At 70.5% G+C, this 5,408-nt stretch carries 8 protein-coding genes; 5 read left to right on the top strand and 3 right to left on the bottom strand.

The window, feature by feature from the left end:
- A partial coding sequence (locus tag AAHM41_RS38585) for a thiolase family protein (RefSeq protein ID WP_446719521.1) occupies positions 1-210 on the bottom strand: 210 nt, incomplete at its 3' end.
- Positions 211-300: 90 nt separating this feature from the next.
- Between AAHM41_RS38585 and AAHM41_RS38590 the strand changes: the two genes are divergently transcribed.
- The 4 genes from AAHM41_RS38590 (at position 301) to AAHM41_RS38605 (ending at position 3,139) form a co-directional block, all read left to right on the top strand.
- The gene (locus AAHM41_RS38590; RefSeq protein WP_342241941.1) at positions 301-897 is read left to right on the top strand and encodes a TetR/AcrR family transcriptional regulator; all 597 of its coding nucleotides are present in this window, start codon (positions 301-303) and stop codon (positions 895-897) included.
- A 55-nt stretch (positions 898-952) separates the two neighbouring features.
- Complete coding sequence (locus AAHM41_RS38595) at positions 953-1,819, top strand: alpha/beta fold hydrolase (protein ID WP_342241942.1); 867 nt, start codon at positions 953-955, stop codon at positions 1,817-1,819.
- A gap of 62 nt (positions 1,820-1,881) precedes the next feature.
- Entirely contained in the window at positions 1,882-2,790 is a 909-nt protein-coding gene (locus AAHM41_RS38600) for an isopenicillin N synthase family dioxygenase (protein ID WP_342241943.1), read from the top strand.
- Positions 2,791-2,854: 64 nt separating this feature from the next.
- Complete coding sequence (locus AAHM41_RS38605; protein WP_342241944.1) at positions 2,855-3,139, top strand: DUF1488 family protein; 285 nt, start codon at positions 2,855-2,857, stop codon at positions 3,137-3,139.
- 16 nt (positions 3,140-3,155) lie between these two features.
- On the opposite strand, the gene AAHM41_RS38610 is transcribed toward AAHM41_RS38605, so the two are convergent.
- Positions 3,156-3,590 carry a hypothetical protein gene (locus AAHM41_RS38610; protein ID WP_342241945.1) on the bottom strand — a complete coding sequence of 145 codons (435 nt, stop codon included), beginning with the start codon at positions 3,588-3,590 and terminating at the stop codon, positions 3,156-3,158.
- A 265-nt stretch (positions 3,591-3,855) separates the two neighbouring features.
- Between AAHM41_RS38610 and fhuF the strand changes: the two genes are divergently transcribed.
- The gene (fhuF, locus tag AAHM41_RS38615; protein ID WP_342241946.1) at positions 3,856-4,602 is read left to right on the top strand and encodes a siderophore-iron reductase FhuF; all 747 of its coding nucleotides are present in this window, start codon (positions 3,856-3,858) and stop codon (positions 4,600-4,602) included.
- A 22-nt stretch (positions 4,603-4,624) separates the two neighbouring features.
- Here fhuF and AAHM41_RS38620 read toward each other — a convergent pair.
- On the bottom strand, positions 4,625-5,408 hold a 784-nt coding region (locus tag AAHM41_RS38620), incomplete at its 5' end, for a gamma-glutamylcyclotransferase family protein (protein ID WP_342241947.1).

Here is a 5,408-nt window from a genome sequence, read left to right on the forward strand (position 1 = left end):
GCGCGCGGGCGCCGGGCCCGCCCCCGCCGGCAGGACGCAGCCGATCAGCGCCTCGTCGACCTGCGCCGGCGCGACGCCGGCCCGGGCCAGGGCGGCGGCGATCGCGGCGGCACCAAGCTGCGGCGCGGCCAGCGGCACCAGCGCGCCGCGGAAGCGGCCGAGCGGCGTGCGGGCGGACCCGACGATCACGACGGGATCTTCGGCGGACATGGGAAGCCCCTTGGACAGTGAGATGATGCCCACAATATGATAAGCATCATCTAAGAAGGCAATGTCCAGGCGGAGAGGCCGGAGACCGGCATGCGCTACAGCAAGGACCACAAGCAGGAGACCCGGGAGCGGATCATCCGCACCGCCGCCAGGCGATTCCGCGAGGACGGGGTGGAGGCGGTGGGCGTCGCCGCGCTGATGGCCGATGCCGGGCTGACCCATGGCGGCTTCTACGCCCATTTCCCGTCGAAGGAGGCGCTGGTGGCCGCCGCCTGCGCCGAGGGCTTCGGCGAGAGCCAGACCCGCCTGCGCCGGATCGTCGAGGGCCGTCCGCCGGGCGAGAAGCTGGCGACGCTGGCCGAGGCCTATCTGTCACCGGCCCATCGCGACCATCCGGGCCAGGGCTGCGTCGCCGCCGCGATCGGGCCGGAGATCGCGCGCCACCCGACCGAGACCCGGGCCGAGTTCACCCGTGGGCTGCACGGCCTGCTGGAGCTGGCCGCGGCGGCGCTCGAAGCCGATGGCGGCGACCCCGCGGCGGCGACGGAGGCGGTGGCGGCCATGGTCGGCGCCCTGACCCTGGCCCGCGCCGCGGCCGACGAGGCCCTGTCGAACCGCTTCCTCGCAGGCGGAGTGGAGGCCGTTCGCCGTCTCGTGCCGCATCGGGCCGAACGACCGCCCAGGTGATACGATCACGGCGCCTTGTGATTGGATCCCAATTCCGTCACCGGGAGCCCCCATCATGTTCCGTGGTCTGGGAAGAACCCTGCTGAGCGCCGCCGTCGCCGCCGGCATCGGCCTCGCGGCGCTGACGGCGCAGGCGGCCGAGGTCTGGCAGACCCTGCCGGATCCGCCGCCGCTGCCCAAGCCGGCCGAGAGCGGCGCGGCGCCGGTCAACGACATCCAGATGTATTACGCCGTGTTCGGCACGGGCCGGCCGGTGATCCTGCTGCATGGCGGCCTGTCCAACTCCGACTACTGGGGCAGCCTGGTGCCGGCGCTGACCGCCCAGGGCTTCCAGGTGATCGTGGCCGACAGCCGCGGCCATGGCCGCAGCACCCGCTCGGCCCAGCCCTACAGCTACGACCTGATGGCGTCGGACGTGCTGGCGCTGCTGGACCATCTGAAGATCCCGAAGGCCGATCTGGTCGGCTGGAGCGACGGCGGCATCATCGGCCTCGACATCGCCATCCGTCATCCGGAGCGGCTGAATCGGCTCTACGCCTATGGCGCGAACTCCGACCTGACCGGGCTGAAGCCGGATTTCGACAAGAACCCGACCTTCGCCGCCTTCATCGAGCGCGCCGGCACCGAATATCAGAAGCTGTCCAAGACGCCGGACCAGTATGACAGCTTCCTGCAGCAGATCTCGCAGATGTGGGCGACCCAGCCCGACTTCACCGCCGACCAGTTGCGCGGCATCAAGGTGCGCACCGCGATCGCCGACGGCGAATATGACGAAGGCATCAAGCGCGAGCACACAGAGTACCTGGCGCGCACCATCCCAGGCGCCGAGCTGCACATCCTGCCGAATGTCAGCCATTTCGGCATGCTGCAGAACCCGAAGGAATTCGACGGCGACGTCATCACCTTCCTGACCGCGAAGTAGTCCGTTGACCGGGTGACCGGGCCCCGCCACCCTGCCCTCTCCACCAGCACGGGGCGGGCGCGGTGACGGATTTCCAGCGGATCCCGGTGATCGACATCGCCGCTGAGGGAGCGTCGGCCGAGATCGGCCGGGCCTGCGAGACTGTCGGCTTCTTCTACGTCACCGGCCATGGCGTGCCGGCGGCGGTGGTCGACCAAGTGTTCGCCGCCGCCCGCTGGTTCTTTGCCCGGCCCCTGCCCGAGCGGGAGGCGCTGGACGTCGCCGGGTCGCCCTGCTTCCGCGGCTATGTGCCGATGGGCATCACCGGTCCCGGCGTACCGCGCCGGCTGCTGGAGGCGTTCCAGGTGATGCTCGAGCTCGGCCCGGACGACCCCGATGTCCGGGCCGGCAGCGTCATGCACGGCCCGAACCGCTGGCCGCAGGACGCCCCTGCCTTCCGGACGGCGCTGGAGGCCTACTACGCCGCGATGACCGGACTGACCGACCGGCTGCTCGGCGCCTTCGCCCGGGCCCTCGACCTCGATCCCAACCATTTCCATTCGTATTTCCGCAAGCCGCTGACCCAGCTGCGCCTGCTGCACTATCCGCCGCAGCCGCCGAACGAGGCGGTGCAGGGGGTCGAGGCGCACACCGACACCGGCGCCTTCACCATCCTGCTGCAGGACGAGACCGGCGGGCTGGAGGTGCGCAACCGGGCCGGCGACTGGATCGCTGCGACGCCGGTGCCGGGCAGCTTCGTGCTCAATATCGGCGACATGATGCAGAGCTGGACCGACGGGCGCTTCGTCTCCACCCCGCACCGGGTCGCCAACCGCTCCGGCCGCGACCGCATCTCGGTGCCGTTCTTCGCCAATCCCGACCATGACGCCGTGGCCGTGCCGCTCAGCGGCGACCGCAGCCGGGCGCTGGCCTGCGGCCCGCATGTCGAGGCCGCCTACCGCGCCGCCTGGCCGCTGGCGGAGCGGGCCTGACATTGCCGCGTCTCGCGGCGGGCCTGACGTTGCCGCCGCGCGCCGTGGGCTGGTAGAAGGCGCCATGGCCCGTCCGATCTTCAGCTTCCCCGACGATGCCGCCTGGAACGAGGCGCGCCAGGCAGTCGAGTTCGGCATCGAGGTCGGCGACTATGCCGGCCGGGTGTTCCTGCCGGCGGTGGCGCTGCGCTCGCTGCTCGGGCACCGCCCGACGCCGGCCGAGGCGGTCGAGATCTATCACCACCACCGCGCCGGGATCGAGCGCGCGGCCGAGCTGCGGATCGAGGAGCGGCGGCTGGACCCCGACGCCAATGTGACGCTGGACGGGCGCGACCTGCGTCGCCGCTGACGGACGATCCCGGCCATCAGCGCTCGAGCGGCGGATCGAAGGCCGGCAGCTTGTAGCCATTGGCCCAGAGGACCATGTAGCCGCGCCGCGCCAGGCAGGTTTCGACCCGCAGGCTGTCGCTGGGCACCGTGTTGGCGGCGAGCGATTCGCCCCATCCCTTGAACCCGGCGGCGGCCCCGGACAAGGCGCCCCAGCCGGCCGCGTCGCGGGTGTTGCCGCCGAACAGCGCGGCGCCGCCGCCGGCGACGCTGGATCCGAGCGCCGTCGCCGCCACGGCACGCATCCCGCCACCGGGGCCCGATGGCTCCAGCGACGTCCCCGCGATCCTATCCTGACAGATCTTGAGATCCGCTTCGTACCGGGCACCGTCATAGATCGAGGCGGAAGGGTCGATGTCCGGCCGGATGTCATAGACGCTGCAGGCGACGAGAAGCGCCGAGATGAGAGGCATCGCGGCGATGCGTATCAGGGCGCGTAGACCGGCCGCCCCGGCCCGCCCGCGGGCGGGCTGGTTCTGAAGTTGCATGGCGTTGAACTCAGAAGTTGCATCCAACATATATCAAAAATGGTTTTCGACTCCGATATGCTATTTTTGATCGGCCTCTGCAGCAGCCATGCAACTTCTTCTGCCGGAGCCCTATCCGCGACAGAGTTGCGATTGCATCTTAGTTGCGATATCGACGAGCGATGGTTTGCCTCCGGACGCCTGCGCGGACATGATCGAGATCCTGCGGCCGGTCTTCACCGGCGATCTGGCCCATTGCGGCGAGGCGGTGGTGCTGCCGGATGACGAGCGCCCCGCCCTGCCCGGCGGCAGTCTGCTCGACCCGGCGGCGATCGACCGGGTGCTCGACGCCTATGCCGGCCAGTATCCCGGGGCGGACCGGCGCGCCGTCGCCTCCTTCTGGTCGCAATGGTACTTCGCCCGGCTGCTGCCGCCGGTGATGGCCGCCAGCCTGCTGCTGGGCCGCCGCTTCCCGATCTCCTTGTCGGAGGTCGCGGTGATCCGAGCGCCGGAGGGCCACCCGATCGCCTTCCGCATGGCGCATGACGGCGAAGCCGAGGACGAGCCGGATGCCTTCCGCCGCTTCGACCGGCTGGTCGGCGGCCATATCGAGCCTTTCATCGCCGCCTGGGCGATGCACACACGGGTGGCGCCGCGCCTCTACTGGAACAACGCCGCCGTCTATCTGGACTGGATCCTGGGTGAGATCGCCGCCCATCCGCTGGCCGATGACGGACTGGCGGCCGAGGCCGGACGGCTGCTGTCCAGCCGCGAGCGGCCGGACGGTACGCCGAACCCGCTGTTCGACCCGATCCAGACGATCGAGGAGGACGGCGAGGCCAAGCGCTGGCGCCGGCTGTGCTGCCTGCGCTACCGGCTGCCGGAGATCGCCGAGTGCGGCACCTGCCCGCATCTCCGGGCCCGGCTGCGCAAGACCCCGGCGCAGCAGGTCGCCTGAGACACGGGCAGGGTCCGGCGCCTCACTGCGCGGCGGGCGCCAGGTTGCGGACCGCATAGACCTCGGGGAACAGGCGGTCCTTGAAATGGGGCGCGGCCGGCGCCGTCTCCTCCAAGAGCTTGTCCACGGCCGCATAGTTCTTGTCATAGACCCAGGGCCGGCGCGGCAGCTCGCGGTCGTTCAGCCAGTAGCGGTTCCAATCCGCCGTGGTCTCGATCAGCTCGCGGGCATAGTCGGGGCCGTATTCGAGGGCCCCGTCGATGACGACGTCGACATAGGATTGCAGCAGCGGATAGTCTGCCGAGGGCGGCTGCAGCCCCTCGCCCGGCACGCCGTCCTTGCCGACCGAGACATAGACCCAGATCTTGCCATCGGCCGGGACCTGTTCCCAGGACACCCCTTCGAGCGCCTCGCGCGGCACCTCCATGCGCTTATAGCCGGCCTCGCGCGCATCGAAGGCGCCCATGTCGTTGCCTTCGACCGGGTACAGCACGCCGTTGATCGTCGTCGCCTGCTCGCCGGCGCCGGGCTTGCGCAGCCCGAGGGCGGTGAAGCCCGACTTGGCGCGGTCGACCCAGGCCCTGACATAGCCGAAGGAGGCGGAGACCCGCACCGGGAGCGCGTCGATCGGCTTGCTGGCGGTGGAGTTGCGGGACGCGGTGTTGATCAGCGATCCGTAGCCGAAGATGAAGTTCTGCGGCTGGCCGGGCAGCTTCTTGCCCCACCACTCGGCCGCGCCGGCGCCGGACGCCGGCGCCGCCAGCATGAGCAGGGCCAGCCCGGAGTTCATCAGGTGTGTGCGATGC

It is taken from the genome of Inquilinus sp. OTU3971 (assembly GCF_038440215.1).